Source organism: Cedecea neteri, from assembly GCF_000758305.1.
In the GTDB taxonomy this organism is placed as follows: Bacteria; Pseudomonadota; Gammaproteobacteria; order Enterobacterales; family Enterobacteriaceae; genus Cedecea; species Cedecea neteri_C.
On record NZ_CP009458.1, the window covers coordinates 4,142,411 to 4,168,201 of the forward strand.

A 25,791-nucleotide genomic window follows, 5' to 3' on the forward strand; every position below is an offset into this window, starting at 1 on the left:
GGTCTGCTTAGTGATGGCCACTTCTTTCAAAAAGAAATGCTCTATTTATACTCTAGATAATTCGAGTTGCAGGAAGGCGGCAAGACCGGGAATCCTCAGGAGCATAGCTAACTATGTGACTGAGGTGAGCGGGTGCAGCTAACGCACCTGCGGCTTGAAGTATGACGAGTATAGATACCTGGTTACTTGAGTCAGAATAAATCAGTGATAACCATTGCGTAAAAGCCATCCGTCGTAGAATTGCGGACATATTGGCCGATGGCGTGATTGAGCCCTCAGAAATCAAGTCGCTTAAAGCGGACTTGCTTAAGATTCAGAAGGAGCTCATCGACCTTCCCCACCTCAACCTGGATTCAATTGAATCAGACCGACACCTGCTCGAAGGGCTGTGCAAAGGGATGCTGGCGAACCACCAGCTCAATGATGCCGAGATAAAGTATTTAAGATGGTTTCTCTCCGTCAATGGTGCGCTTAAAAATAACTATCCCGGCAAAGCGCTGTATAGCCTTATAGAAGATATTTTGGCTGATGGGGTTATCACAGAAGATGAACGTGAATTACTCAAGCAGGCCCTTATTTCATTTACGGGATGTGATTTAGCATCTGGTATTGTAGATGGCCTGTCAACGCAATTGCCGGTTGATAATATCGATACTATAGATTTCGCAGGTGCTACCGTTTGCCTTACGGGTGAGTTTATTTATGGTAAGCGAAGCTTGTGTGAAGCAGAACTTCGTCTTAAGGGGGCGAATGTCATCAGTAATATCACTCAAAAACTCGACTATCTGATTATTGGGACATTGAGCTCCCGGGACTGGCGATACAAAGCGCACGGCCGAAAGATAGAAAAAGCCGTCTCTTACAGAGATGAAAAAGGAATCCCGCTAAAAATCATTAGCGAAGAGCAATGGAAGAATTTTTCCTGAATGGCGCCTGGCGATGCTCTCACGTAATCAATATTTCAGGGTAAAACGGCGATCAGCGAGCATCTTTTCAGGCTATCAACGACAACGCCGCAACCCTTGCGGCGTGCGCTGTTTGCCAGGGTGGGAACAGTGCCAAATCGCAGGCAATAAAAAACCACCCGAAGGTGGTTTACACGACACTGCTTATCATTGATTTTATTCTTTTTATTCCCATGGTACCCGGAGCGGGACTTGAACCCGCATAGCCAAAGGCCGAGGGATTTTAAATCCCTTGTGTCTACCGATTTCACCATCCGGGCTCGGGAAGAAATTGGAGGCGCGTTCCGGAGTCGAACCGGACTAGACGGATTTGCAATCCGCTACATAACCGCTTTGCTAACGCGCCAAAATCTTTTTGCCTTTTCAGGCGGTAACAGAAACTCTATTACCTGAATTTGGAGCGGGAAACGAGACTCGAACTCGCGACCCCGACCTTGGCAAGGTCGTGCTCTACCAACTGAGCTATTCCCGCTTTTTGTACAAGTGACTGTTGGTGGCTATTAAGCTAATCACTTGATTTTATTATCTTCCGGCAAACCTTGCTGCCTTTCGATGCGTTGCATTCTACTTACCTGACGCAATGAGTCAATGAAATTTTCTAACACTACGAATCGTTTGCTGAATTTTGCGCCGGATAGATCACGGTTCGAGCAAATCGCCCCGCGCAGCAGCTAAATATTGGAACATTGACCAGAACGTCAGCACCGCCGCAACGAAGAAAAGCGCGATACCTGTGTACTCAATCCACATATTTGGCCGCCACAGCATGCCGATAAGCGCCAGCATTTGCGCCATCGTTTTGGTTTTGCCTATCCAGGAAACCGCCACGCGGCTGCGTTTGCCGATTTCCGCCATCCATTCACGCAGTGCCGAAATAATAATTTCACGGGCGATCATCGTGGCCGCAGGCAGGGTCACCCACCAGGCATGATAGTGTTCCGCCACCAGCACCAGCGCCACAACCACCATCACCTTATCGGCAACCGGATCGAGGAATGCGCCAAAACGGGTGCTCTGGTTCCAGCGACGCGCCAGAAAACCGTCAAACCAGTCGGTGATGGCCGCCAGCCAAAAAATGAAAGCACAAAGGAAAGGAGCCCAGTTGAACGGCAGATAAAACGCCAGCACAAAGAACGGGATAAGGATGACACGAAACAGCGTGAGCAGTGTTGGGATATTGAATCGCATAGTGCCAGTTAACTATCTGTCATAAGTGGAAATTGTCTCTATGTTGCTACAGAGCCCTTAATGTTTCAACGAGTAGTAGATCTTTTCTGCCAATGCCTGCGAGATGCCCGGCACTTTTGCGATCTCCTCAATAGAGGCATTGATTAACGGTTGCAATCCGCCCATATACTTCAGCAGCATCTGACGGCGCTTTGGCCCGATGCCTTCAATCGTCTCCAGCGAACTGGTACTTTTCACCTTCGCCCGTTTTTTACGGTGGCCGGAGATCGCGTGATCGTGGGAATCATCGCGGATGTGCTGGATCACATGCAGCGCCGGAGAATCAGGCGGCAAAGAGAACCCTTCACCTTCCGGTTCAAAGAACAATGTTTCCAGCCCGGCTTTGCGGTCACTGCCTTTAGCCACGCCAAGCAATAAAGGATGATGCTTATCCCAGGGCACATCCAGTTCAGCAAACACCGCCTTCGCCTGCCCCAGCTGCCCCTTCCCGCCGTCGATCAGGATCACGTCAGGGATTTTACTTTCTTCTATTGCTTTACCATAGCGACGGCGCAGCACCTGATTCATCGCGGCATAATCATCGCCCGGCGTGATACCGGTAATATTGTAGCGACGGTATTCCGCCCGAAGCGGGCCGTTGCTGTCGAAAACGACGCAGGAAGCGACGGTTTGCTCCCCCATCGTATGGCTGATATCAAAACACTCCATCCGTTTCACTTCCGGAAGGTTTAACACTTCGGCCAGCGCTTTCAGGCGCTGATGAATGGTGGACTGCTGAGAAAGTTTTGTCACCAACGCCGTTGCCGCGTTAGTACGGGCCAGCTTCAGGTAACGCGCCCGGTCACCGCGAGGTTTGGTCTGGACATTCACTTTACGGCCGGCCAGCTCACTCAACGAGTCCGCCAGCAGCGATTTGTCCGCCAGCGCGAAGTCGAGCAGAATTTCAGACGGCAGCGTGCGCATCTGGCTGCCCTGCAGGTAGAACTGCCCGACAAACGTCTCCACCACTTCGCTAAGTTCGGTGCCTGCCGGCACTTTCGGGAAGTAGCTGCGGCTGCCAAGAACTTTGCCCTGGCGAATGAACAAGACGTGCACGCAAGCCATGCCTGCATCAAAGGAGACGCCAATAACATCCAGATCGTCGCCAGTGTTGGAGACAAACTGTTTTTCGGTAATACGTCGGACCGCCTGAATTTGATCGCGGATCCTCGCGGCCTCTTCAAATTCAAGATTTTTGCTCGCTGCTTCCATGCGGGAAATAAGCTGCGTCAGCACCTGATCGTCTTTCCCCGCTAAAAACAGGCGAACATAGTCCACCTGCCGGGCATAGTCCTCTTCGGTGACCAGACCTGAAACGCAGGGACCAAGGCAACGCCCGATCTGATACTGAAGGCAAGGCCGAGAGCGGTTACGGTAGACGCTGTTTTCACACTGGCGAACCGGAAAGACCTTCTGCAGCAGCGCCAGAGTTTCTCGCACCGCATAGCCATTAGGAAACGGACCAAAGTATTCGCCCTTCGCGTGCTTCGCGCCGCGGTGCATCGCCAGTCGTGGATGGCTGTCGGCGCTCAGGAAGATAAAGGGATAGGATTTATCGTCTCGCAGCAACACGTTGTAACGCGGCTGATAAAGCTTGATGTAGTTGTGCTCGAGCAGCAGAGCCTCGGTTTCCGTGTGGGTCACCGTGACATCAATATGCTGGATCAACGCCACCAGCGCCTCTGTTTTACGGCTGGACAGATTTGTGCGGAAGTAGCTGGAGAGGCGTTTCTTCAGGTCTTTAGCTTTGCCGACATAGATAACTGTGCCGCCGGCATCGTACATGCGGTAGACGCCGGGCTGGCTGGTTACCGTCTTAAGAAAAGCCAGGGAATCAAAAGGTTCACTCACTGCTGATTAACGTCTCCGCATTGAATAACCCATGGCGAATAGCCAGGTGCGTTAGCTCCACGTCACCGCTGATATTCAGTTTACTAAACATGCGGTAGCGGTAGCTGTTCACCGTTTTAGGGCTGAGATTAAGCTGTTCAGAGATCTCATTGACCTTCTGGCCTTTAGTGATCATCAGCATAATCTGTAATTCTCGCTCAGACAAACTGGCAAACGGGGATTCCGCTTCCGGCGCTATCTGGCTTAAGGCCATCTGCTGGGCAATATCTGAAGCGATGTAACGCTGGCCCGCATTGACGGAACGGATGGCGTTCACCACGTCCTGAGGCGCCGCCCCCTTGCTTAAATAACCTGCCGCGCCGGCCTGCATCACTTTTGCAGGCAGCGGGTTCTCGGTGTGGATAGTCAACATGATAACTTTGATATCTGAAGAGTAGCGGGCAATTTTGCGGGTGGCTTCAAGGCCACCGATCCCCGGCATATTCATATCCATTAACACGACATCGACCGGGTTACTGCGGCACCATTTGATGGCATCCTCACCGCAGTTCACTTCACCCGAGACTTTGATGCCTTTAATCTCTTCCAGAATGCGTCGTATCCCTGCGCGCACCAGTTCGTGGTCATCAACAAGAAGAACGTTGATCAAAGGGCTATTCTCCAGAAAGGGATAACGCTGCTGATAGCTAATTGGGCATATATTAACGTTTTTCCGGCAACATTAAAATCCAAATTGCGGTCAGCACATTCTGTTAACATTAAAGAAGAATATATCTTTACTTTCGACCTTGTTTCTGCGGCATACATCAAGTTTCAACCCATGACTCGAACGCTATTATTCACTGACTAAAAAACAGCTAATTATCAAAATGCGACAATCATCAAGAATAAAAACCTTATTCTCTCGCCTTATTTAACGTTAGTTAAACGAGAGTGAAACAATCTGTTTTTAATTCTTCCCAGTGCCCCGAGAATAACCTCCGGCAATATTGTTTATTACCGTAAACAGTCAGGCGCATTCTCATTCGTCGAACATGAATAACTCTGATGAATGTTATGGTATACTCCGCCGCCTTATGAATATCACTGTGCATAATGGCAGCGTACTAACTAAGCATTGAGGAAAGTAAATGAGCACTCCAGATTTTTCCACCGCCGAACACACTCGTGAACTGGCACAAGAAGTTACCTGTCTGAAGACGCTGTTAACCCTGATGCTGCAGGCTATGGGCCAGGCTGATGCGGGCCGCGTTATCCTGAAAATGGAAAAGCAGATCGCTCAACTGGAAGACCCAACTCAGGCCGAAGTATTCAGTAATACCGTTAAGCAAATTAAACAGGCTTACCGTCAATAAGCCGAGGGCGGCTGGCTGAATCCGGGTTCACCAGCCGTCAGCGCCACACGCAACACTCGCCCTCCAGGTTCAGATAATCCCCAACGCCGCCGCATAACAGGCTATCTGCGTCTTGTTTGGCGCATTGAATTTCTTCTGCATATTCTTCTGATGGAAGTTCACCGTGTTCTCAGAAATGGACAGGATAATCGCAATTTCTGCCGACGTTTTCCCTTCTCCCGTCCACTGGAGAATCTCTTTTTCACGCCTACTCAGCTTCATGTCGATCATTTCAACCGACGGGTCATCCAGGCGGTTTAACGTCGCCATACTCAGCTCAGCCAGGTAGTCCAGCCGCAGCCCAAGCTCATCTTCCGCAACCATTTCCGTGCGGATATTTGAGCGCGAAACGGAAAGAAAACCGGCCGTACGGTTAGGCGCCATGACGCAGTGTGTCCGCCCAGTTGCGAGACCGTGATCGCGTGCGGCATCCCACAGCTCACGAGCCTCAGCAAACAACGCATCGCTCCAGATTATTTCACCGCGCATGAAATTAGATTGTTTCAATACCGGGTCAATAGCAAAATAGTTTTCTGTGACATACCACTCTAGCCATTTTTGCGGGTAAGAACTCTGCAATGATAATTTAGGCCGCGTGAAAGGCACCGGATGCCGAACACACAGTGAAAAATAATCAAAACCCAGACATTGAGTTTGTTGTTGAACTAAAGTTTGTAATTCGCTGGCTTCAGTAATTGACAGGAAAAGTTCGAGTGCTTCCCGTCGCCAGCTAAAAAAGTCACGTTCCAGCATTATATCTGGCGGCTCTCCTGGCGCTAAAAAGTAATTCATTAATAGAATGTAATAAGCTAACACATTTATTAAAGTAATTAATGTGATTTATTGTCTTTCCGCCACAATTCTTCGGTTTTTACATATGTAAGGAAAAATTTACTGGAGCTATGTATGGTTAAATCTTCGTTTTCTTCTCTCCTTACTACAATGACCCAGGATCTCGAGCTGGAAACGCCCCAGCCATCCGTAAGCGTGGTGGGTCGAGGGGAGCTCAGCTCGCGCTTTCCTGTGACCGAACTCGCCACGGCCAGCCTCGCGACGGCGGGTTTTGCACTGCGTGCACTTCTCTCTCGCCCGGATACACCGCTTTATGTGGATCAACGTCTGGGCTCATATTGGTTTTCAGGTAGCCATTTCCCCGTGAACCGTGCTCCCGCCGCGCTGTGGGATGAATTTGCCGGGGATTATGCCACGCAAGACGGCTGGATCCGCCTGCATACAAATGCGCCACATCATCGCCAGGCGATGGAAAGCGTGCTGGGAGTGAGCAAGGATAAAACAGCTCTCGCCCAGCGCGTTGCCACGTGGAGTAAAATCGAACTCGAAGCCGCGATCGTTGCCGCAGGTGGATGTGCAGCGGCGATGCTAACCCACGACGAATGGCTGAAACATCCGCACGGGAAAACCGTTGCGGCAGAGCCGTTGTTCTGGCAGCAGTTCCACGCCGAAGCGCCCCGCACAACGCTGAAACTATCACCTGCACGCCCGCTGGCAGGCCTCCGGGTGCTGGATCTCACCCGTATTATTGCCGGCCCGGTTGCCACCCGATTTTTGGCCGGGCTGGGGGCACAGGTGCTGCGCCTTGATCCACCCGGTTGGGAAGAACCCACGCTTGTCGAGGAAGTCACTCTCGGAAAAAAATGCGCGACGCTCGATCTCAGGTCTGTCGCAGGCCGGGAGAAATTTAAAATCCTGCTTGCGAAAGCGAATGTCCTGGTGCACGGCTACCGCGCGGATGCGCTCGAATCATTAGGGTTTGATACCGAAACCCTGCAGGCTTTATCTCCGGGGCTGGTAGACGTGTCGCTCAACGCCTGGGGATGGCACGGACCATGGCGCAATCGCAGAGGTTTTGACAGCCTGGTCCAGATGTCCAGCGGTATAGCCGAGGCAGGTATGCGCTGGAAAAACGCCGGGCGGCCTTATCCGCTTCCCGTTCAGGCACTGGATCACGCCACGGGTTACCTAATCGCGGCGGCAGTGCTAAAAGGTCTACATGTTCGGCATGTGCAAAATCAGGGCTATAGCGCACGCCTGTCGCTCGCCCGAACGGCCGCTTTATTAATGTCGCATCCGGCTGGCGTTCAGTCGGGGCTTGCCGCTCCCGGCCCGCATGATTTTCAGTCAGGGATGGAATGGTCAGCTTTTGGGCTTGGAAACCGGTTAAAATTTCCACTGAGGCTGGCAGGCACGCCGGTTATCTGGGCGACGCCACCGATGCCTCTCGGCTCGGCGGACGCCGCCTGGGAGTGAAACCGGCGTCATCAACGCGGCTTACTGGGTCAGAAACTTCTCGAGGAACTGCCGGGTACGCGGCTGCTGTGGGCTGGCGAAAAGCGCTTTTGCCGGCCCCTGCTCCACAATTTTGCCCTGATCCATGAAGATTGCGCGGTCGGCTACGTCACGGGCGAAACTCATTTCATGGGTCACAATCACCATCGTGCGCTTCTCCTCAGCCAACTGGCGGATAGTATTCAGCACTTCCCCCACCAGTTCCGGGTCGAGCGCCGATGTTGGTTCATCGAACAAGATAACTTCCGGTCGCATAGCCAGCGCACGGGCAATTGCCACCCGCTGCTGCTGCCCGCCCGACAGGCGGCGCGGGTAGCTGTTCTCTTTCCCGCTTAAGCCCACTTTCACCAGCAGTTCACGGGCGCGAGCAATGGCTTCAGCTTTCGGCTCGCCTTTAACGATGACCGGGCCTTCAATAATATTTTCCAGCACCGTACGGTGTGGAAAAAGATTGAAGCTCTGGAACACAAACCCCACCTGCTGGCGCAGCGCACGAATTTTCTCTTTTTGCTTTGCCAGCGACTGCCCGGCATCAATCGTGATATCACCCACCTGAATCGTGCCGCTGTCCGGCTCTTCCAGCAGGTTAATACTGCGCAACAGCGTGGTTTTTCCAGAGCCGCTCGGGCCGATAATAGCCACCACTTCACCGGGCTTCACGTCCAGATCAATGCCGTGCAGCACCGTCTGTCCGTGGAATTTTTTCACCAGTTTTTTTACGTCAATGGCGCTCATTTCGGCTCCCTGTCCTGGCGATTAAGCCGGTTTTCGAAATAGTTCTGCAGCGTGGAGAGCACCGTCGCCATCACCCAGTAGACCAGCGATGCGGCGAGATACATGGTGAACACTTCCAGCGTGCGGGAGGTGATCAGCTGCGCCTGACGAAACAGCTCCGGCACCTGAATGGTCGCCGCCAGCGAAGTATCCTTCACCAGGCTGATAAAGCTGTTTCCGAGCGGCGGCAGCGCCACACGGGCCGACTGCGGCAGAATCGCGCGGCGCAGCGTTTGCCACCGCGTCATCCCGATACTGGCCGCCGCTTCCCACTGGCCTTTATCAATAGAGGCAATAGCCGCCCGCAGCGTTTCAGACGCATAGGCCGCGGTGTTTAACGACAGGCCAATCATCGCCGACGGGATCGGGTCCAGCTCAATGCCAAACTGCGGCAACCCGTAATAAATCATAAACAGCTGGGCGATAAGCGGCGTCCCGCGAAAGATGGAGACATAAAAACGCGACAGCAGCGAAAAGGGCCAAAATGCCGACAGACGCATCAGCGCCAGCATAAACCCGAGGATCAGGCCAAAGAACATCCCGCCGATACTCAGCTGGAGCGTGAAAACCGCCCCTTTAAGCAGATACGGTGCTGAATCCAGCACCAGTTGCAAACTTTCTTGCATGGTGATTCCCGATAATTAAAACCTGCTCCGCGTCTTACAGATGCGGGTGGTAGGCAAACAGCGCCGGCGCCCCGCCGGTATGAATAAAGGCGATAGGCCCCTGATCCTTGAATCTTTTTTGCGCCACGCCGTCAATCAGCCCGGCCATCGCTTTGCCGGTGTAGACCGGGTCAAGCAGGATGCCTTCAAGCCTGGCCAGCAGCTTCACTGCTTCCATGCCCTCTTCATTCGGCGTGCCGTAGCCTGGCGCGAAATAGTCATCCCAGAGGATAATTTCGCTGGTCGCGCTCACCTCAAGCGACTGCGCCACAGCCTGCTGCAGGGCGACAACTTTTGGTTTTTGCTGCGCCACGGTTCTGGAAACAGTGACGCCAATCAGCTCCACGTCCGGCATCAACTGCTCAAGGCCGACCGCCAGACCGGCATGCGTCCCCGCGCTGCCGGAGGCAACCACCACGGATGACAGGTTCACGGCGTTCTCGCACTGCTGGGCAATTTCCAGCGCGCTTTCAACATACCCCAGCGCACCTAACGCATTAGAGCCGCCGACCGGAATAACATAAGGCCGGAACCCCTGCGCTTCCAGGCGCGTAGCCACCGCTTCCAGTTGCTTATCCGGGGCGTTCAGCGCCTCGCACATTTCGACTTCAACATTGAACAGATCAACCAGCAGACGGTTGCCGTTGGTCAGGTAGTTTTCGGCTTTTGTCCCGATAGGGTTTTCAAGCAGCGCCACGCAATGTAGCCCAAGCTTTGCCGCCACCGCTGCCGTCTGGCGCACGTGGTTAGACTGGATAGCGCCGGCAGTGACCAGCGTATCAGCGCCTTCCCGCAGCGCGTCTGCGGCTAAAAACTCAAGCTTGCGCAGCTTGTTGCCGCCCATCGCCATCGGCGTCACATCATCACGTTTAATATAAATTTCACGGCCAAGATAGTCCGAAAAGCGCGGCAAATACTCCAGCGGCGTCGGCGCGCCAATAAATTCCAGACGAGGAAAACGCGTTAGGTGATGCAGTGACATAGGGCCTCCTGAGCCGATATCAATATCCAGTTTTATTATGCACCAGAGAGACGACTTCATTCTCTGGGGTAAATAAAAAAAGGTGCTGAAATCAGCACCTTTTCACTGTGATATCGGGTTACTTAGTGACGTCCGCCCCGAACCATTTATCGGACAGCTTAGCCAGAGATCCGTCTTTCTGCATCTCAGCGATGGCTGCGTCGATGGCTTTCAGCAGATCTTCATTGCCTTTACGTACGGCAACGCCAGCTTCCTGACGGGAGAACGCATCCCCCGCTACCGCCAGCGTGTTGTTGGTTTTCTTCACCAGATCCAGCGCGGCGAGGCGGTCAACCAGAATCGCGTCAATACGGCCCACGCGCAGATCCTGATATTTAGTTGGGTCATCATCGTAGGTACGGATATCTACGCCTGGCACGTTTTCACGCAGCCACTGTTCGTAGTTAGTCCCGAGGCCCACGCCCACTTTTTTGCCCTTCAGGTCAGCCGCAGTTTTAATGCTGCCTTCGTTGCCTTTTTTCACCAACGCCTGAATACCGGAAATGGTGTAAGGGGTGGAGAAGTCGTATTTTTTCTTACGTTCGTCGGAAATGGTGACCTGGTTAATCACCACGTCAATGCGTTTAGAATCTAAAGACGCCAGCATGCCGTCCCACTTGGTCGGCTTCAGCGCGGCTTTTACGCCCAGGTGCTGAGCCAGCTGTTCGGCAAACTCAACTTCAAAGCCGGTCAGCTTGCCGTCATCGCCCTGGAAACTGAACGGCGGATAAGTGCCTTCCAGCCCCACCAGCAGCGTGCCGCGCTCTTTCACTTTATTCAGAAGATTTTCAGCCGCGAAGGTTTTCACGCTTGCGCCGGCCACCAGAGCAACGGCCAGCACGCCCATCAGCGCCTGACGCCCCATCATTTTTAATTTCATGTTTACCCCGATTATTTACATTTTTTGTAGTGTAGCGGGCGGCTTCGGGATATATCAAAACCAGTCCGCTACAACTTATGCAAATTTAGTATATATCGGAGGTTGCGCTAATTTCCTGGCGCGAGATCGCATGTCCCTGCACCTGAAATTGCCAGTATTTGCGTAATGCGATGCGGTAATTATTGGTGCTGGTACGGGGCAACCAGGCGTCCAGCGTCTCGTCCAACAGGCCTTGCAGCGAGGCGGGAAGCGGGACTTTATGCTCGCTCAAATGGTTCCCCAGGCGGCGCAGACGAACCACGTATTCACGAATCGTCCCGTGGCTCATTTCAGTCTGCTCAAACAGATACTGTTTAAAGCCAATAATATCGAAGTAATTGTTTTGTTCTTTGCAGTGCAAATCACCGCAAAAACGACACAGCGCCATCCACTCTTTCTGCTCGATAAGCCAGGTAGCTTCATCAATAAGCGTATCAAGTTGAGCTATGGTGGCTTTATTGATAATTACCCCGCTGCGCGTGAGCGTGATGCGGTCGAGCAGCTTACTGCAATGTGCACAATGTGTCTGGGTGTGTTTGAAATCTTTGAGATAGCGGCTTAATGGCCGTCTTTTTGACTGCTGCACCGTCATGATAATTCCCAGGTCGTCAGATAATTGTGCGGCACTCCCTACAACTTACCCAGTTTGGTGCGCAAACGCTTGATCGCCTGGCTATGCAACTGGCTAACCCGTGACTCACCCACATCAAGCACCGCGCCAATCTCTTTGAGATTCAGCTCTTCCTGGTAATAGAGCGTCAGCACCAGTTGTTCGCGTTCCGGTAAAGCCTCAATGGCTTCCATTACGCGCTGGCGAAGATTGCTGTCCAGTAATTGCTGTAGCGGGTTTGCCTGCTGGTGCTCCTCGGTGACCAGTTCAATGCTATCGCCATGCTCTTCCCGCCACTCGTCATAAGAGAAGAGTTGGCTGTTATTGGTGTCGAGCAACATCTGGCGATACTCTTCGAGCGGGATGTCCAGTCGCTCCGCGACTTCCGTCTCGGTAGCGTTACGCCCCAGCTCTTGCTCCAGTTGACCAATCGCCTGTGCCACACCGCGAGCGTTACGCCTGACGCTTCGCGGCACCCAATCACGGCTGCGCAACTCATCAAGCATCGCCCCACGGATGCGCTGCACCGCGTAGGTAGTAAATGCCGTTCCCTGCAGGGCATCGTAACGTTCGACTGCATTCAACAACCCGATGCCGCCTGCCTGTAGCAGATCGTCGAGCTCCACACTCGCCGGCAGACGTACCTGCAGGCGCAATGCTTCGTGACGCACAAGCGGTACATAACGCTGCCACAGCGAGTGTTTATCCATTACACCTTCAGCGGTATACAGTGAATTCACGATAAACAGCCCTGCGTTAGTTGAGTTATCGGCATGATTATCCGTTTCTGCAGGGGTTTTAATCGGATGAATAGTGGGTGAAATGGGGGGTTATTTGGAGGTTATGAAGAAATAAACCCCTCGAAATTTAACCATAAAGTATGGCAAATCATGTTCCGGCTTACTTAAAAGTATCAATTGGTTGTTAAATATTAACGTCACATACTATAGCGAAACCGGAGAAATTAAGCCGGAGAATCTATCCGGTAAAAAAAGGATAAAATCATCTGTTATTCCAGGCCTGATCTCTGGCCGGGTTATCATACAGTGATAAATATACGCGTCGTTTCTCTGCGGAAAGCTCCCCCTGCCGCCAGGCGAAGCAGATTACAAGACAGGTCATTTACATGAACATTTTAATTACGGCTATAGGGTCAATGTCTGCACCAGCCGTGATAAATGCGCTGAAACGCGCATCCCACACCGTCATTGGGTGTGATATTTATCCTGAACAATGGGTGTATGCTTCTCGTCTGGTCGACAATTTTGTACAGGTTCCCCGTGCAACGGATAGCCAGGCTTTTATAGAAAGTATCAATGCAATTTGCGACCAACATCGCATTGAAGCCATCATCCCGCTGACCGATGTCGAAGTGGACGCGCTTTCTGATGCCCGCGGTAAACTGTGTTCATCCGCCACGCTGGCGCTGATGGCCGCGGATGCCATTACGCTCGCCAGGGACAAACTGACCTGGAGTAAACAATTTGCACATAACGGCATTTTTCTTCCACTGCCTGCCGTCGCACTTGCCGAGTCACACGAGCTTGCATTTGGTTTCCCGGTCATTCTCAAACAAAGGCATGGCCGCAGCAGCGAAGGGCTTCGCCGCGTGGAGACCGAAGCCGAACTGATTGAGCTACGTCAGCGGCTGAACGGCAACGACTGGATTGTCCAGCCGTATCTGCCAGGAGATGTTCACGTCATTGATATTGTCCGGCAGCGCGAGTCCGGCGAATGGGTGGGCGTTGCCCGCAAAGAGCTATTGCGCACCGCGAACGGGGCCGGATTAACCGTTGAAATCCTCCAGGATGATGGGCTGCTCGCCAAAGCGGCAGAAGTTGCCAGGCTGCTCGACCTGAACGGCTGCATCAATATTGAATTTATGCGCCACCCCACCGGGGATTACCTGATGGACATAAACCCCCGCTTTTCCGCTGGGGTCGAATTTTCGGTCATGGCAGGCTACGACATGATTACCAATCATCTCCATTGTTTCACCCGCCAGCCTATACAACCAGCCGTTGTCGTACAAAATGCCGTTTTTACGCGCCACTACGTCGCTGAGAAATCATTCACAGGATAGAGATATGAGCCAAATAACAGAGCCTGAAAAGCTCACCACGGCCGAGGACTGGGACAATAAATGGCAGGGTATTTTCGACCATTACCAAAACGATCTTCGCCACGCCTACTATATTGATGCGGTCAGAAAAAGCCGTGAAAAGCGGGTTCTGGAGATTGCTGCCGGTAGCTTTCGCGATATCGTCCAGTTGACAAAGCGTGGCGCAGAGGGCCACGGAATAGACTTTTCGCCAGAATCCGTGAGTCTTGCGAAAAAGCTTTACCCCTCCCTGCAGGATCGTTTTTCCGTGATGAATGCCTTCGAACTGCAGTACCCGGACAAGCATTTTGATATCAGTTACCACAATGGGTTTTGGGGGCTATTTGCGGATGAAGATATCCAAAAAATGGCGCTTGAGCAGGCCCGTATCACTCGCGGCAGAATGATCGTCACGGTACATAACGCCCATAATCAGTCATTTGCTGATTACTTTAAGGTGAAAAAAGAGACCGACTCGCTGTTTAACATCCGCTTCTTTACCGTCGAACAGATGCAGGAAATCCTCGGCAAAGTCGCCCGCAAAGTCACCATTATCCCGGTTGGCAAAGGCAAAAAAACGCACGAAGACTGGCTGATACGCCACGGCCTTCATAACCCGTTATTGATTAACGCCATGTTTAGATTGTCCGGCCAGCGCTACCTTGAGCGCAGCGAGCGCTTGATGTGTATCGCCGAGCTATAACAGCACGTGCAACACAGTAAAAAGGGCCTTGTCGCAAGACAAAGCCCTTTTTTCTTCACACGGACACCCAGCTATGCGGCGACGCTTTGCCCTTTAGCAATTCGCCTGACTGCCGCGATAATACGCAGTTGCTGTTCTTCTTCGAGATCCGGGAATATCGGCAAACACAGCACCTTGTTAGCCAGGTCGTTGGCTACCGGCAAATGCTCCGCAGCGGAGGACGGCAGATGCCGGTACATCGCGAAGGAACTGATAAGCGGATAGAAATAGCGACGGGTATAAATCCCCTCTTCTTTTAATGCGTCGTACAACGCGTCACGGCTCACCGGGAAGCGTTCATCTATCAGCACGGGATAGTAAGCGTGGTTCCACTCGTAATCGCTTTTCTGGGTATAAAACTCAAGGCCAGGAATATCGGCCAGACCTTCACAGTAGCGCTGATAAATGTCGGCCCGGGCGCTTAAGGCGCCGTCAATATGCTGAAGCTGCAACAGGCCAAACGCCGCCTGCACCTCATTCATTTTCGCGTTAATGCCCGGCGCAATTACCGTCGTTTCGTCGGCAAAGCCAAAGTTTTTCAGGTAATCAATGCGTTTCTTGGTTCTGGCGTCCGGGCAGATAATCGCCCCGCCTTCAATAGTATTAAACACTTTGGTGGCGTGGAAACTCAGGATAGACAAATCACCGCAGTTCAGGATGCTGCTACCGTTTTGCTTCACGCCAAAGGCATGCGCCGCATCGTAAATAACTTTGAGGCCATAGGTGTCGGCGATACGCTGAATTTTATCCACATCGCAGGGGATGCCATAGCAGTGCACCGGCATAATGGCCGTCGTTTGCGGGGTGATCAGCGCCTCAATCGCGTCGGCATTAATATTGAACGTCTGCGGGTCAATATCGGCAAAGACCGGCGTCAGGCCATTCCACAAGAGGCTGTGCGATGTCGCCACAAATGAGTAAGGCGTGGTGATTACTTCGCCGCTCAGCCGCAGCGTCTGGAACGCGGTCAGCAGCGCCAGCGTGCCATTAGAGAACAGCGAAAGATATTTTACGCCCAGATAATCGGCCAGCGCCTGCTCTAGCTGCTGATGAAATGGCCCGTTGTTGGTCAGGTATTTATTTCCCCAAATCTGCTCGAGGTAAGGAACAAACTCCTCCAGAGGCGGAAGCAGAGGGCTGGTGACAAAAATATTTTTCATAGTACACCTCGGTGTGAAACCAGTTGGCGCGGCCCGCGCCTTATTCCAATACTGTGAACGTACGGTGTGCTTCACCGGCACAGTAAATTCGCCATGCTTCCCGCAACGCTCGTCCAAAAGTGTCAGCCACGTTGAAGCCGCCCGCGGTTTCCGCTGGCATTCTTTCACGCATTGTCATGCGTATTTCATTCAGTTCAGGCAGCCGGTCGCACCAGCTCAGCGCCTTCTGGATGTAATCTTCTTCGCTGTAGGCAATAAAGTTTTCCAGTCCATGAATGCGCATAATATCGACACCCTGTCGGGCAGCCATTGTGGCACCGCACAGCGTCAGCGTTGGCACGCCCATCCAGCAGGCGTGGTTACTGGTGGTGCCACCAGAGTAGGGAAATGCATCAAGTAAAATGTCGATTTCATTGTGGTAAGCCAGATAATCAAGCAGCGGTGCTCTTTTCTTGAATATCAGGCGCGACGGTTCAATACCCAGCAGCTCGAGTTTCCTCGTCATCTCGACCACCATTTTTTCATCGTTCATAAAACCGATAACAAATTTGGCTTCAGGAGACTGTGCCAGGATAGTGGCCCACACCCGGAGGACTTCATCGTTGATCTTTTTAGGGCGATTAAAGCTGCCGAAGGTGAGGTAACCGTTTTTAAGCGCCGGCAGAGGTTCGATATCGGGGCTTTGCGGATCGGGCTCAAAGAACTTACGCATCTCAATAAACATGATGCTTTCGGTCAGTTGCTGTTCAAGATCGGCTGGCTCAGCGAGCGTCGCGGTCACAATACGGTAATCCATCGTTTTCAAACCGGTTGTGCCGGGGTAGCCAATCCAGGAGATTTGCACCGGTGCAGGGCGAAGCGCAAACGCCGGCAGACGGTTGTCAGAAGTGTGGCCCGAGAGATCAAACAGAATATCAATCCCGTCATGATAAACTTGTTCAGCAAGCTGCTGGTTGCTTAACTTGTCCACCTGCCGCCATAGCACGGAACCGGCCGCAAAATGTTCAGTGACCTCATCATGAACATAAGAGGTGCTGTACCCCACCAGCTCGAAATGATTTCTGTCCAGCCCATCCCAGAACGGCGCTAAGAAGTGACTTACGGGATGCTTGCGTAAATCACCGGAAACAAAGCCCACGCGCAGTTTTTTATCAGGATTTTTTATACCCCGATAAGGCAGTTGCAGATGACAAGCCGCGGCCCATGCGCCTACCGTCTCACCGTATTGCAGATGTTTCTGGTACAGCTGTTCTGCCGTTACCTTATGGTCGTGGGTCATTGCAAACAGCAGTGCGGTAAAGTAGTCAAAATTACTCGGTTCCAGCGCGATCGCTTTGTTAAGAAACCAGGCGGCCTCGTCAAGTTTTTGGCTATCGCTGAGAATGATCCCCATCGTGGCAAAGTGAATCGCTTTCACCTCGTCGCAGCGCAACGAAACACGAGAACACTTTTCCGCCAGGGACATTTCACCCAGCTGGTAATATGAGTACGCAAGGCTATGCCAGAAATTGACGTTTTTATCTTCCAGCCTTAACAACCCCTGCAGGAGAAGAATCGCGTAATAATGTTGGTTTGTTTTCTGTAGCCCTGTCGCCAGATCGTAATAAATATCCAGACTGGAGAAATAGTGTCCCATCAGCCGACAAAGCACTTCTTTTGCTTCATCCCAACGATTGGACAGCACAAGCGTTCGCGAATAACAGCGAAGCGCGGCAATATCCTCCGGGTTCTCTTTCAGTAGCTTCTCAGCACAGGTTTTCGCATCCTGAATCTTTTTCTCACGAATTAAACGATTAATCCGGTCGTAAGTATCTTCCGCAAGTTCTGATTCACGCTGGGGTAAGTCATTAACATCTTTGCTAAGCAAACCGCCTCGCGATATCGAAACACTGAGCAGCAGCAAATTGTTCAACAGCGGTAGCAAAAATTGTGTTTTCCCCGTACGTAAAAAAAGCTGGTAGTGCTTTTTCCAGGCCACCGGAGACCCCATCAACGCGCCTTTTTTACGTAGCGACATAAAACACTGCCACGCCTCGGCATCCACACCGGCTAAACCGTGTTGCAAATAGCGCCATTCTTCAGGCGTGACAGAAAACTCGCCGCCCCAGAGGTTCCTGTATACTTGTGAGGCATTCTCTTCTGACACGCCGTTTTTCAGCGATAAAATTGGCCGTAGCGTGTCATTTTCAGCCCGATCATAGGCCCCTGGAGTACAGCGCCAGTAGAGTCCGGCAGGCTGAGTGAGATAAAGATCTTTCAGTACGTTCAGGACTGCCTCCCGCACGTCAGTATTGTCTTCCGGCTTACGGCAGTTAATGACCAACTGTTCGACGCTTAGGCTGAATGGCCAGGCAGCCCCCAGCAGATCCAGAATGCGTAAAGTGATCGGATTCTCGCTACTAGACTGCTGCCCATCCCCGCCAATATGGCCGTTGTATATCGCCCCATTCTCGTTCATTTTGCGGCTAAAGTTTCCCGCCCAATAAAGTGATTCGAGGCACGAACTATCGGGCAATGCCGGGAGGTGTTCTTCGGTTCTGGTCGCACTGAGCAGACTGAAGCGCTCGGAACGCGATACCGCAAAATCAAGATATTGTTGGGCGGAGATGCGCTGCTGCCCGGCGACGAGGGCGTGTAGCGTTGCGACCTTTTCACCATAAGCGCGCGGCAGCTCATACTGAGGCACCGCATCACCAACATAGCGCAATCCCAGGTCGCTGACCTGACGGCAAAACTCAGTAAAAGACAAGGCTGCCGTGGTCGGAGAGAGATAACGCAAGGTCAGGGCAAGATCGCTCTCTTTCTCAGCCTGTTCAACCTGGGCTTTAAGTGTCCCTTCCGGTAGCGTCATCGCCAGATAGCTCAGCATGCCTCGCGCAGCATTGACCTGAGACTCAGGATCGGCATTCGCGCCCCGGGATGCATGGTAGCCAAGCGCTTCGCGAATGGCCGCGGTGTCAGGTTCGCCAGTGGAGGGATACCAGTGCAGGCAGACAACGCCGGAGGCAGAAAGATTTTGGCGGCACCAGAGCAAGAGTGCCTCTCGCTCCTGGCGGCCGAGTAACGAGAAAATACCGCGAATCACAATGTAGTCAAACTGCCCGCCTTCAGTGGCGAGAATATCCCCAAGTCCGGCGGTGAACAGCTCAATATTGCTGAGCCCTAATGCCTGAGTATGGCGCTGCCCTGTGGCAATCAAGCTTTCATCAATATCAATCCCCATCACCTGGCTTTCCGGGCACGCCAGCGCGTGGGCCGTAATGCATCCTCCCTCGCCACATCCTATTTCCAGCACGCGCGCGTGCGCAGGCTCCACCGTAGTAAGATGGTAGACGCAGGCCGCAGACTGAATAGCAACGGGCGAAATACGGTGATCCGGGTAATACTGACTCACGTTATGCTTATCCATTATTTTGAAGAAATAAATGCAGACTCAACCGATTAACGCGCTGTACTTTTCCAACAGCGACGCTTTGTATCGACGATAATCCTCACTCTCAGCCCCGGAGTGACTCAGTACCCAACTAAACGCATCCTCGCCATGTTCAGCATCCACGAGCGTACGCGGCTGAACCCGGCCTATCGCCATTTTGTCCAGCGCGCTAAGCTCATTTTCGACGGCGGCCAGTGCCACTTGATCGAGGAACCGCTCGGCATTGTTGCGTTGTAAATTGAGATCGATAAACCGGGCCACGGCTGCCAGATATTTCGTCGACAGCTCGCCCCCTTCACAATAGAGACATGTCGCCAGAATCGACGCCCAGAACGGCGCGGTATCATCCCAGGCCAGCAGTAAGTCTTTGACCTCTAACTGCCCTTTCATCCCGGTCCACGACTTCCTGACGAGGCTGTTCGGCTCAAGCAGCAGGACAGGCGCGGTCATTTTTTCCAGCGCATGAGATAAAAAGACCAGCCGGCGACTGGCACAGTGCACATTCGCGGCCGCGCCCGGCGCCACTGCCTCGCTGCTTAACGAAATAGCCAGTTCAGGCATCGCGTCGCGAAGCCCTGCAATCTGCTGAGTCAGGCCAGCATCACAGTTATAAATATGGAAATGAACGTTAAGCTCGTCGCGATTGGTGTCGAAGAGAGAAAGCAGTAACGGCAGGCCATGAGCGGTAAAACCAGCGCGATCGCACGCGATCAGCACGGTAGTTTTATGATTACTGGCCGGCTCAATTAACCAGCAATAACGGCCAGCATCAGGCTGCCCGTCGGTCACAGATAAAGCGCTAAAGTCGATAAAGGAGTCCGGACGGCCTCCCAGCTTGTAGATAGCCGTGACGACCATCAGCAGCGCCATAGGATCTTCCCCGATAAGCGCCATGTTCTCAGTAAGCTGCTGAATAATGACATATGCCTGATTAAAATCTTCTTCCATCAGGCAGATGAGCAAGAGAATTTTTAGTGCAACGGGTGACTCACTGAGCTCGGAAAGATTATTGGATATAAGGAAAACGGCAGAATTTATTTCATTAATGCGGAACAGGATCTGAACGGCGACAACCAGATAGTTTTTATTCCCGTCGAGCTTTAGTGCCTCAACGATACATTGCGTGATTTTCTCAACATTCTCCGCGTCAATCGCCTTAGACTTTTCTCCAGAAGGGCCGCAGAGTGCCGCATTTGCCAGAATAATTGCCCCAACCATCAGCTTTAACGCTCTGTCTTGCTCGTGATTCAACCCCGTCTGTGCCTGGTTTAATTTGTCTTCGAGGCCAGCAAAATCGGCATTGGCAAAATTCAGGACTTCCGTCACCAGCCACGCAGGTAAAACATCGGCTTCCGGCAGGTTAATCGCTCGGGTAAACAGATCGCGATAATATTGATGCATTGCCCGAGTGCGGGAGAAACTGTTCATAACTGTCCTTTGGTTGCAATATTTTGCCAGACGGGTGATTGTCTGATGCTAGCACCCGGCCCGTAAGCATAATGCGCTGAACAAAACCGAAATTAACGCCTTAACCTTCATATTAAAAACACCCTGTCGCCCCCTTTCTGCAAAAACAAAAAAAGGCTGCTGTTTCCAGCAACCTTTCTTGTAGCAGTCTGCGAAATTAACGCAGCAGGGACAGCATTGCCTGTGGAACCTGGTTTGCCTGAGACAGCACGGAAGTACCAGCCTGCTGCAGGATCTGCGCACGGCTCATGTTGGAAACTTCGGTCGCGTAGTCAGCGTCCTGGATACGGGACTGAGCAGCAGACAGGTTGGTGATGGAGTTGTTCAGGTTGTTGATGGTAGATTCGAAACGGTTCTGAATCGCACCCATGTTAGAACGTGCAGTATCGATTTTCGCGATAGCAGCATCAGCAGCAGAAACAACAGCCTGTGCAGTAGAGTGGTCAACGATTGAAGTGCTCAGGCCAGCGCTCAGGCTAGCGGAAGAGGCGTTGATCAGAGAGTCGCTGCCGATAACGATGGTATCGTTAGCGGTGGTGTTAGCGCCAACCTGGATGTTCAGACCAGTAGAAACAGAACCGTCCAGCAGGTTTTTGCCGTTGAAAGCAGCGCCGCCAGAGATACGGTCGATTTCAGACAGACGCTGGGTGATTTCAGTCTGGATGGATTTCAGGTCAGTGGTGCCGTTGGTATCGGTAGCAGCCTGCAGGGACAGTTCACGGATACGCTGTAAGTTGGTGTTGATCTCGTTCAGGTTACCTTCAGCGGTCTGAACCAGAGAGATACCGTCGTTAGCGTTACGAGCCGCCTGAGTCATACCCTTAACCTGGGAAGTCATACGGTTGGCAATCGCCTGACCAGCAGCATCGTCTTTCGCGCTGTTGATACGCATACCGGAAGACAGACGCTCGATAGCGGTACCCAGTGAAGACTGAGATTTGCTCAGGTTGTTCTGAGTAGTCAGGGACAGCAGGTTAGTATTGATTACGGACATAGTATTAATTCCTTAAAAATTGGGTTTAGGTTCGGTGCCTAACACTCACGGCGTCTCTCACCGTCAACAAGGTTATCGACGCCCTCAGTTCCAACTTTAGATTTAATGATAAAAAAAATTTAACACCATGAATTTAAAAGGAATTAATTTCAGAAATTGTTCCAAACCTCACCTTTCCTGGACTTTTATAATGCGTTTATTGCCCGTTCGAAAATATATCTTTGCGGCACGGAGGTCCATCAGCCACGCTATTAATGAATACGTCTTTTCCGACAATCGTCATATAAGGCCGATCCACGGCCTGCTATTCGGCTGATTATTTTTTTTACCTGGCTGTAAACTTTTCATCGAGTCAGCCGATAAGTTAATGAAACTACCAGCGACTTAAAGGAAGACATCAATGGCATCGATCTCTAGCCTTGGAGCAGGCACGACCCTGAACCTCCAGGACACTTACGATAAGCTTTATGCGGCAGAGCAGACAAAACTAACTATTTTTGATACGCAGACCAAAACTTATCAAGCTCAGTTTAGTGCCTTTGGTCAATTAAAAACGGCGATATCGGGTCTGGAAACGGCGACGGCAGCGCTGACCAAAAGCGGTGCCCTGCTGGCAACGTCTGTGAGCAGCACGAATACTGCATTCAGCGCCACTACGACCAGTGATGCCATTCTTTCTGACTACACGGTTAACGTCCAGCAGCTGGCGAAAGGCCAGGTATTAATGTCCGGCAGTATCGCCAGCAACACGGCTCAGCAAGGGGCGACGACGGGCGGAACGCGTACACTTACCATCACGCAGCCTGGGACGACGACCCCGTTAAGCGTGACGCTTTCCGACAGTGACACCTCATTAAACGGTATCGCAAAAGCGATCAATGGGGCCAACGGGAATGTTTCGGCCTCAGTCGTTAAAGCCAACGACGGTGATTACCGCCTGATGCTGACGTCCAAGAGCACCGGCGCTAATTCTGATATGACCGTGACCGTCACCGGTGACGACCAGTTGCAGGGCGTGATTGGCTACAACTCTGCCAGCAAATCTGGCGCATTGAGCGAGCAAACGGCGTCGCAAAATGCCAAAGTGTCGGTAAACGGCGTCGTGATCGAACGCCAGAGCAATAGTATTAGCGATGCTATGCCGGGTGTAACACTGAACCTGAAAGCAAAAAGCACCGCCGACGAAACGCTGAGCGTGACGCGCACAACCGATGCCAGCAAAAAAGTCATTAATGATTGGGTAAAAGCCTATAACACCCTGCAGTCAACGATTGCGACCGTGACCAAATATGTAAAAGTTGACCCAGGTGCAGCACAGGATAGCAGCAACGGTGCGTTGGTCGGCGACAGCACCGTTCGCGGTATTCAGGCGGATATTCGCAGCATGCTGACGCAGGTTCAGGGCGGCGATTTCAGCATTATGGCGCAACTAGGGATTAGCCAGGATCCGGTGCTGGCACCTGATGGTTCCAGCGCACTGAAAGTGGATGATGCCAAGCTGACTAAAGCGCTGAGTGATAATCCACAGGGCGTGATCAACTACTTCGTTGGTGACGGCAAAACGACCGGTTTTGCAACCCAGCTGGACACCAAGCTGAACAACATGCTGAGCACCAGTTCCATCAACGCCGGCGTCATTAAAAACGCGCAGGATGGCCTAACCTCAACATTGAAAACTGTAGCAGACCGTAAACAGGATATGAGCGACAGTATCGATGCCACCATGGCTCGCTACAAGGCTCAGTTTACTTCCCTGGCAAACCTCGTCAGCCAGATGACCAATACGGGGAACTACCTGGCGCAGCAGTTCAACAAAAGTTAAGGATGTAATATGTACAAGAGTTCTGGTGTACAAGCCTATCAACAGGTCGGTCTGGAAAGCGCCGTTATGAGTGCCAGTCCACACCAGCTCGTGGTCATGCTGTTCGACGGGGCACTCAGTGCCCTGGTGCGAGCCCGCCTGTTTCTGGAACAGGGGCAAATGCCACAAAAGGGAGAGGCGCTCTCCAAAGCCATTAACATCATTGATAACGGACTAAAAGCAGGTCTGAATATGGATATCGGAGGGGAACTGCCTGGTAACCTTGCGAATCTTTATGACTATATGGTGCGGCGTCTCCTGCACGCTAACTTGCGTAATGATGCCGACGCAATCAGCGAAGTAGAGCGATTGCTCACCAATATTGCGGATGCATGGAAACAAATCGGTCTTTCTCCCTCTACACTTCAGGATGCTATCTGATGAATGATTTCATCTCATCCCTCAATGAGTGGTATGCCCTGCATGCGCTCAGCCAAACCATGCTTGACCTTGCTCACTCTGGACAATGGGATGAGCTGATAGAACAAGAAGTGAAATACGTTCAACTGGTAGAAGCGATTGCCAATAACCCGATTGCGCAGTCAAGCCAAAGAAGTCAGGAAGAAGCAAAGGCGCTGCTTGATATGATTCTCGCCAATGAAAATCAAATCAAAGGGCTGCTTAACAGCCGCCTGAGCGAGCTTCGCGATCTGATTGACCAAAGTGGTCGCCAAAAATCACTGAACAACACTTACGGTTTTCTCTCCGGTAACGTGTTAACACCGAGTGACCTGAACCAGTAAACCTGCCGTATTTCGATTCTTATTCCATACTCCAGAAGTCAGCTAAATGACTTCTGGAGCGCGGAAAAGATGACGAACCCCACCCTGTTACAGTTTTTTCACTGGTATTCCCCCGGCGACGGAACGCTTTGGTCAGAAGTTGCAGACCGTGCGGCCAGCCTCAGCGACATCGGCATCAACATGGTTTGGCTTCCCCCAGCGTATAAAGGCAGCGCGGGCGGTTATTCGGTGGGCTACGACAGTTACGATCTCTTTGACCTCGGTGAGTTTGACCAGAAAGGCAGCGTCGCCACCAAGTACGGGGATAAAACGCAGTTGCTGGCAGCAATAAAAGCCCTGCGGGACAAGGGTGTTTCAGTGCTGCTGGACGTTGTCGTGAACCATAAAATGGGCGCCGACGAAAAAGAGCATATCCGCGTCAACCGGGTAAATGCCGATAACCGCAACGATATCTCGCCTGAGGTTATCGACTGCGAGGCCTGGACCCGCTACACCTTCCCCGCCCGTGCCGGGCAATACTCACAGTTCATCTGGGACTACAAATGCTTTAGCGGCGTCGATCATATAGAAAACCCCGACGAAGACGGCATCTTCAAAATCGTCAATGACTACACCGGCGAAGGCTGGAACGACCAGGTGGACGACGAGCTGGGGAATTTCGATTATCTGATGGGAGCGAATATCGACTTCCGCAACCAGGCGGTAACCGAAGAGCTTAAATACTGGGCGCGCTGGGTGATGGCGGAAACGCAGTGCAACGGCTTCCGGCTCGATGCCGTCAAACACATCCCGGCCTGGTTTTACAAAGCGTGGATTGAGCACGTCCAGGAAGTGGCGGACACGCCGCTGTTTATCGTGGCGGAGTACTGGTCGCATGAAGTGGACAAGCTGCAGGAGTACATTGCCCAGGTAGACGGCAAAACGATGCTGTTTGACGCCCCTCTGCAAATGAAATTCCATGAGGCATCCCGGCTTGGGCGCGATTACGACATGAGCCAGATTTTCACCGGCACGCTGGTTGAGGCCGACCCGTTCCACGCCGTCACGCTGGTAGCTAACCACGACACCCAGCCGCTGCAGGCGCTTGAGGCCCCCGTGGAAGCCTGGTTTAAACCGCTGGCCTATGCGCTAATTCTGCTGCGCGAAAACGGCGTGCCATCGGTGTTTTACCCGGATCTTTTCGGCGCAAGCTACGATGATAAAGGTGGCGACGGGCAGAACTACCACATTGATATGCCGGTCATTGAACAACTGGACGACCTGATTCACGCCCGGGAGCGCTTTGCCCACGGCGTGCAAACTTTGTGGTTCGATCACCCTAACTGCATTGGCTTTAGCCGCAGCGGTACGGCAGAAGCCCCAGGCTGCGTGGTTATCATGTCCAACGGCGATGACGGCGAAAAGCACATTACCTTAGGCGAAAATTTCGGTGAGAAAAACTGGCGTGATTATCTCGGCAATCGCGAGGAAACAATTCGCACTGATGCAGGCGGCAACGCAGTCTTTACCTGTCATGGCGGCAGCGTGAGCGTTTGGGTGCTGGAGGATGTGCTGTGA

Annotated in this window: 23 protein-coding genes and 3 tRNA genes; 9 read left to right on the forward strand and 17 right to left on the reverse strand. The window is 52.3% G+C overall.

Features of this window, described 5'->3' with window-relative positions:
* Window positions 1-251: 251 nt before the first annotated feature.
* Window positions 252-926: a BRCT domain-containing protein gene (locus LH23_RS19255; protein ID WP_052050358.1), complete on the forward strand. Its 675-nt coding sequence runs from the start codon at window positions 252-254 to the stop codon at window positions 924-926.
* Between the two features lie 213 nt (window positions 927-1,139).
* On the opposite strand, the gene LH23_RS19260 is transcribed toward LH23_RS19255, so the two are convergent.
* From LH23_RS19260 to uvrY, 6 genes are all read right to left on the reverse strand, one after another.
* A tRNA-Leu gene (locus LH23_RS19260) sits at window positions 1,140-1,225 on the reverse strand.
* A 12-nt stretch (window positions 1,226-1,237) separates the two neighbouring features.
* Window positions 1,238-1,311 (reverse strand) — tRNA-Cys (locus LH23_RS19265).
* A gap of 50 nt (window positions 1,312-1,361) precedes the next feature.
* Window positions 1,362-1,437 (reverse strand) — tRNA-Gly (locus tag LH23_RS19270).
* Between the two features lie 167 nt (window positions 1,438-1,604).
* Window positions 1,605-2,153 (reverse strand): CDP-diacylglycerol--glycerol-3-phosphate 3-phosphatidyltransferase, encoded by a 549-nt coding sequence (pgsA, locus tag LH23_RS19275; RefSeq protein WP_039294681.1) that lies wholly within the window; start codon window positions 2,151-2,153, stop codon window positions 1,605-1,607.
* Window positions 2,154-2,210: 57 nt separating this feature from the next.
* Entirely contained in the window at window positions 2,211-4,043 is a 1,833-nt protein-coding gene (gene uvrC / locus LH23_RS19280) for an excinuclease ABC subunit UvrC (RefSeq protein ID WP_039294683.1), read from the reverse strand.
* A complete protein-coding gene (gene uvrY, locus LH23_RS19285; RefSeq protein ID WP_008453836.1) occupies window positions 4,036-4,692 on the reverse strand; it encodes a UvrY/SirA/GacA family response regulator transcription factor in 657 nt (218 codons plus the stop codon). Before uvrY ends, uvrC begins: the two co-directional genes overlap by 8 nt.
* A gap of 481 nt (window positions 4,693-5,173) precedes the next feature.
* Here uvrY and LH23_RS19290 point away from each other — a divergent pair, with 481 nt between their 5' ends.
* Window positions 5,174-5,398: a DUF2594 family protein gene (locus tag LH23_RS19290; RefSeq protein ID WP_039294686.1), complete on the forward strand. Its 225-nt coding sequence runs from the start codon at window positions 5,174-5,176 to the stop codon at window positions 5,396-5,398.
* Between the two features lie 69 nt (window positions 5,399-5,467).
* Here the strand turns inward: LH23_RS19290 and sdiA are convergent, their stop codons facing one another.
* Window positions 5,468-6,190 carry a transcriptional regulator SdiA gene (sdiA, locus tag LH23_RS19295; RefSeq protein ID WP_039294689.1) on the reverse strand — a complete coding sequence of 241 codons (723 nt, stop codon included), beginning with the start codon at window positions 6,188-6,190 and terminating at the stop codon, window positions 5,468-5,470.
* A gap of 153 nt (window positions 6,191-6,343) precedes the next feature.
* Between sdiA and LH23_RS19300 the strand changes: the two genes are divergently transcribed.
* On the forward strand, window positions 6,344-7,705 hold the full coding sequence (locus LH23_RS19300; RefSeq protein WP_039294691.1) for a CoA transferase: 1,362 nt from the start codon (window positions 6,344-6,346) through the stop codon (window positions 7,703-7,705).
* A gap of 21 nt (window positions 7,706-7,726) precedes the next feature.
* Here LH23_RS19300 and tcyN read toward each other — a convergent pair whose 3' ends face one another.
* The 6 genes from tcyN to fliA all read right to left on the reverse strand — a co-directional run bounded on the left by tcyN (window position 7,727) and on the right by fliA (window position 12,473).
* Complete coding sequence (tcyN, locus tag LH23_RS19305; RefSeq protein ID WP_039294694.1) at window positions 7,727-8,479, reverse strand: L-cystine ABC transporter ATP-binding protein TcyN; 753 nt, start codon at window positions 8,477-8,479, stop codon at window positions 7,727-7,729.
* Window positions 8,476-9,144 (reverse strand): cystine ABC transporter permease, encoded by a 669-nt coding sequence (tcyL, locus tag LH23_RS19310; protein ID WP_039294696.1) that lies wholly within the window; start codon window positions 9,142-9,144, stop codon window positions 8,476-8,478. The genes tcyN and tcyL overlap by 4 nt, the downstream gene beginning before the upstream one ends.
* Window positions 9,145-9,178: 34 nt before the next feature.
* Window positions 9,179-10,165 carry a D-cysteine desulfhydrase gene (gene dcyD, locus LH23_RS19315; protein ID WP_039294699.1) on the reverse strand — a complete coding sequence of 329 codons (987 nt, stop codon included), beginning with the start codon at window positions 10,163-10,165 and terminating at the stop codon, window positions 9,179-9,181.
* Window positions 10,166-10,283: 118 nt separating this feature from the next.
* A complete protein-coding gene (gene tcyJ, locus LH23_RS19320) occupies window positions 10,284-11,084 on the reverse strand; it encodes a cystine ABC transporter substrate-binding protein (RefSeq protein ID WP_039294702.1) in 801 nt (266 codons plus the stop codon).
* A gap of 85 nt (window positions 11,085-11,169) precedes the next feature.
* The gene (gene fliZ / locus LH23_RS19325; RefSeq protein WP_039294704.1) at window positions 11,170-11,715 is read right to left on the reverse strand and encodes a flagella biosynthesis regulatory protein FliZ; all 546 of its coding nucleotides are present in this window, start codon (window positions 11,713-11,715) and stop codon (window positions 11,170-11,172) included.
* 38 nt (window positions 11,716-11,753) lie between these two features.
* Window positions 11,754-12,473 (reverse strand): RNA polymerase sigma factor FliA, encoded by a 720-nt coding sequence (gene fliA / locus LH23_RS19330; protein WP_008453816.1) that lies wholly within the window; start codon window positions 12,471-12,473, stop codon window positions 11,754-11,756.
* A 386-nt stretch (window positions 12,474-12,859) separates the two neighbouring features.
* Here fliA and LH23_RS19335 point away from each other — a divergent pair, with 386 nt between their 5' ends.
* Both LH23_RS19335 and LH23_RS19340 read left to right on the forward strand, forming a co-directional pair.
* Complete coding sequence (locus LH23_RS19335) at window positions 12,860-13,816, forward strand: ATP-grasp domain-containing protein (RefSeq protein WP_039294708.1); 957 nt, start codon at window positions 12,860-12,862, stop codon at window positions 13,814-13,816.
* Between the two features lie 4 nt (window positions 13,817-13,820).
* Window positions 13,821-14,537 carry a class I SAM-dependent methyltransferase gene (locus LH23_RS19340; RefSeq protein WP_039294711.1) on the forward strand — a complete coding sequence of 239 codons (717 nt, stop codon included), beginning with the start codon at window positions 13,821-13,823 and terminating at the stop codon, window positions 14,535-14,537.
* A gap of 71 nt (window positions 14,538-14,608) precedes the next feature.
* On the opposite strand, the gene LH23_RS19345 is transcribed toward LH23_RS19340, so the two are convergent.
* From LH23_RS19345 to LH23_RS19360, 4 genes are all read right to left on the reverse strand, one after another.
* Window positions 14,609-15,736: a DegT/DnrJ/EryC1/StrS family aminotransferase gene (locus LH23_RS19345; RefSeq protein WP_039294714.1), complete on the reverse strand. Its 1,128-nt coding sequence runs from the start codon at window positions 15,734-15,736 to the stop codon at window positions 14,609-14,611.
* Window positions 15,737-15,776: 40 nt separating this feature from the next.
* Window positions 15,777-19,130, reverse strand: a complete 3,354-nt coding sequence (locus LH23_RS19350; protein ID WP_081946184.1) for a methyltransferase domain-containing protein — start codon at window positions 19,128-19,130, stop codon at window positions 15,777-15,779.
* 39 nt (window positions 19,131-19,169) lie between these two features.
* The gene (locus LH23_RS19355) at window positions 19,170-20,597 is read right to left on the reverse strand and encodes a hypothetical protein (protein ID WP_039294720.1); all 1,428 of its coding nucleotides are present in this window, start codon (window positions 20,595-20,597) and stop codon (window positions 19,170-19,172) included.
* Between the two features lie 196 nt (window positions 20,598-20,793).
* Window positions 20,794-21,630, reverse strand: a complete 837-nt coding sequence (locus LH23_RS19360) for a flagellin (protein WP_039294723.1) — start codon at window positions 21,628-21,630, stop codon at window positions 20,794-20,796.
* A 400-nt stretch (window positions 21,631-22,030) separates the two neighbouring features.
* On the opposite strand from LH23_RS19360, the gene fliD reads away from it, so the two are divergent.
* The 4 genes from fliD (at window position 22,031) to amyA (ending at window position 25,791) form a co-directional block, all read left to right on the forward strand.
* Window positions 22,031-23,452 carry a flagellar filament capping protein FliD gene (fliD, locus tag LH23_RS19365; RefSeq protein ID WP_039294726.1) on the forward strand — a complete coding sequence of 474 codons (1,422 nt, stop codon included), beginning with the start codon at window positions 22,031-22,033 and terminating at the stop codon, window positions 23,450-23,452.
* Between the two features lie 9 nt (window positions 23,453-23,461).
* Window positions 23,462-23,872 (forward strand): flagellar export chaperone FliS, encoded by a 411-nt coding sequence (gene fliS / locus LH23_RS19370; protein ID WP_039294729.1) that lies wholly within the window; start codon window positions 23,462-23,464, stop codon window positions 23,870-23,872.
* Window positions 23,872-24,234: a flagella biosynthesis regulatory protein FliT gene (fliT, locus tag LH23_RS19375; protein WP_039294732.1), complete on the forward strand. Its 363-nt coding sequence runs from the start codon at window positions 23,872-23,874 to the stop codon at window positions 24,232-24,234. Before fliS ends, fliT begins: the two co-directional genes overlap by 1 nt.
* Before the next feature lie 69 nt (window positions 24,235-24,303).
* The gene (gene amyA, locus LH23_RS19380; RefSeq protein ID WP_039294735.1) at window positions 24,304-25,791 is read left to right on the forward strand and encodes an alpha-amylase; all 1,488 of its coding nucleotides are present in this window, start codon (window positions 24,304-24,306) and stop codon (window positions 25,789-25,791) included.